This window comes from Streptomyces sp. P5F9 (assembly GCF_057961495.1).
On the sequence record NZ_JBXVPZ010000793.1, the window covers coordinates 1 to 2,456 of the forward strand.

Here is a 2,456-nt window from a genome sequence, read left to right on the forward strand (position 1 = left end):
GGGCGGGAGCCTGAGGTTGCCGGGTCGCGCCGGCCGGGTCTCCTCGGCGGGCTGGGCCGGGACGTGGTGGCGGAGAAGGGTGGCGGTGGGCAGGTGTTTGTGCGGGAGCAGAAGCATCTGGTGCAGGTCCCGGTCCTGGTGCCGGGTGCGCGGGTGGTGCATGCGCCTGCTGTGCGGTCGGTGCTGCGGGCGGTCGCGCACGCGGCGGCGGTGGGTGCGGTGGTGTGTTTGTACGGCGACGCCGGCCAGGGCAAGGCCGTCGCGCTGCGGTACGCCCTTCCCCGGCTGCCGCACCCGGCCGGGGTCCGTCCGCTCCACGGTGGTGTGCACCCGACGGTTCCCGAACTGCGCCGGGTACTCGCGGACGCCCTTGAGCTGGGCAGGCGTCTGCCGCGCGGGGCGGGGGAGGCCGACTTGATGCTGGTGAACGCGCTCCGACAGCCCCGCGTGCTGGTACTGGATGAGGCGCAGCGCCTTCCGGGACCGGCGCTGGAGTTTCTGCGGGGCTGTGGGACCACCCGGGCGCGGACACGGCGCTTGTGCTGGCGGGGGCGGGCGGTGAACGGGCGCTGCGCCGGGTGCCTGCGCTGGCCTCTCGGGTGCTGACCTGGGAGTTGGTGCTGCGGCTTCGTCCGGGTGGGGTGGCAGCGGCGATGGGGGCCTTCCACTCGCTGTGGGAGGAGGTGGCCGAGGCCGATGTCGTGTGGGTGGACGAGCATGTGGGCCACGGCAGTTTCCGGACCTGGGCGAAGCTCATCTCGCGCCTGACCGCCGGGATCTACGGCAAGAGCCGTGCGGCAGTGGACCGCCGGATGCTGGAGCGGGCCTGCGCACGGCTGATGGGGCCGCTGTGACCGGCGCCTTGGGGCCGGGAGGGGGTGCTTCCCGCTCCGGCGTGCACGGGGACGGTGCGGACGCGCGGGGGCCTGCCTTCTTCCTCCTTGTCGGCCTTGTCGGCGCTGCGTGGTCCTGCCGTGTGCCGGCTGCTCGCCCTGCGGCAGGAACAGGAAGTGGCTTCCCGTCATGTACGGCTGATGGCGGAGTCGTTGGAGGTGACGGAGCGTACGGTGTGGCGGTGGCTGGCCGCCGCCGGGCGGGACGAGTCCGCGGCCTCGGAGCCTGGGGCGCGGGCCCGGAGCAGGGGCCGTTTCACCGTCACCTCGGAGGTGCGCCGCCTGCTGGCCTTGTGGAAGGGCAACGTCGCGGCGGTCCATCGTGAGCTGACCGCTCACGCGGTCAGGGGTGGGGGAGAGCTGCCTCCGTCGATTCCTGCGCTGCACCGTGCGATCCAGCGGGACCTGACGCCGGGGGAGCGGGCCGGACTTGCGAAGGGCGGGCGGGCGGCGCGCGAGCACGATGTGTTCCTGGCCCGGCCGCGGGGCTGGCGCGATCAGGTGTGGGAGAGCGACCGCATGCAGGCCCCGGTGCTGGTCGACGTCGACGGCAAGGCCCGCAGACCGTGGATCACCTGGTTCACCGACTGCGCGACAAACGCGATCACCGGCGTCGCCGTCACGCCGGTGCATCCGTCGCGGGAGTCGGTGCTGTCCGCACTGCGCTCCGCGGTCCTGCGCGAGGACCCCTGCGGTCCCTTCGGTGGCCTGCCGGAGAAGGTGCGTGTGGACCGCGGCAAGGACTTCCTGTCCAGGACGGTGACCGCTGCGTTCGATCTCCTGGACGTGACGGTGGAGGACCTGCCCGCCTGCACCCCCCACCTCAAGGGCACCGTGGAGGGACTCAGTGGAGGGACTCAACCGGGCGGTGGAGAGCATGTTCCTGGCCGCGCTGCCCGGCTCGCCCGCCAGCCGCGCCCCGGCAAACGCTCTTCCCGCCCGAAGGACGAAGTGCTGCTCGGCTTCGAGGAGTTCACCGGCCGGCTGCTGGCCTGGACTTCGTGGTGGAACACCGAGCATCACTCCGCGCCCTTGCGGGGAAAGACTCCGCTTGAGGCGTGGCAGGACGATCCCACCCGCTGCGGGACGTGCCCGCGGCAGATCTGTGGACGTTCCCCCTGGAGGACGCCGGTACTCGCACGCTGACCACCTGCGGAGTCCGCTTCAGGAAACGCGGCTACGTGAGCGCGTGGATGACCGGGCAGGCCGGGATCCAGGTCCGGGTCCGTGTCATGCCCCACCACGACCACCGCATCGAGGTCTACCACGCGGCTACCGGCCGCTACCTCGGTCCTGCGGTCTGGCCGACCGGGCCACCGAGGAGCAGGTCAGCGTCGTACGGCGAGCACGGGCCGCCCGCACCCGCCGCCTCAAGAAGGACCTGGAGGCTTCCCAGCGCGAGTGCTACGTCGCCGTGAACCAGCCGGAAGCGCCCCGGCGGCTCGGTGCGCTGACCACCGCGCAGGCCGGGGCCGAACTCGCCCGGTCCGCCGGCACCGCCCTGTCGGATCTGGCGATGCCGGACCTCATCCCGCCCGCCGCGCCCCCGGACGACTGGCGTAC

At 72.9% G+C, this 2,456-nt stretch carries 3 protein-coding genes and 1 pseudogene; 3 read left to right on the forward strand and 1 reads right to left on the reverse strand.

The genetic code is table 11. The features are described 5' to 3' along the window. Window positions 1-330: hypothetical protein (locus AC31A1_RS50145; protein ID WP_489659718.1), on the reverse strand; the 330-nt coding region annotated here is incomplete at its 3' end. Here AC31A1_RS50145 and AC31A1_RS50150 point away from each other — a divergent pair. From AC31A1_RS50150 to AC31A1_RS50160, 3 genes and pseudogenes are all read left to right on the forward strand, one after another. Continuing rightward, on the forward strand, window positions 223-606 hold the full coding sequence (locus AC31A1_RS50150; RefSeq protein WP_489659717.1) for an AAA family ATPase: 384 nt from the start codon (window positions 223-225) through the stop codon (window positions 604-606). The two genes, AC31A1_RS50145 and AC31A1_RS50150, sit on opposite strands and share 108 nt — an antisense overlap. Next, window positions 540-854: a hypothetical protein gene (locus AC31A1_RS50155; protein ID WP_489659719.1), complete on the forward strand. Its 315-nt coding sequence runs from the start codon at window positions 540-542 to the stop codon at window positions 852-854. Before AC31A1_RS50150 ends, AC31A1_RS50155 begins: the two co-directional genes overlap by 67 nt. Before the next feature lie 120 nt (window positions 855-974). Further along, window positions 975-2,456 (forward strand): annotated as a pseudogene (locus tag AC31A1_RS50160) (Mu transposase C-terminal domain-containing protein); the annotation flags it as partial.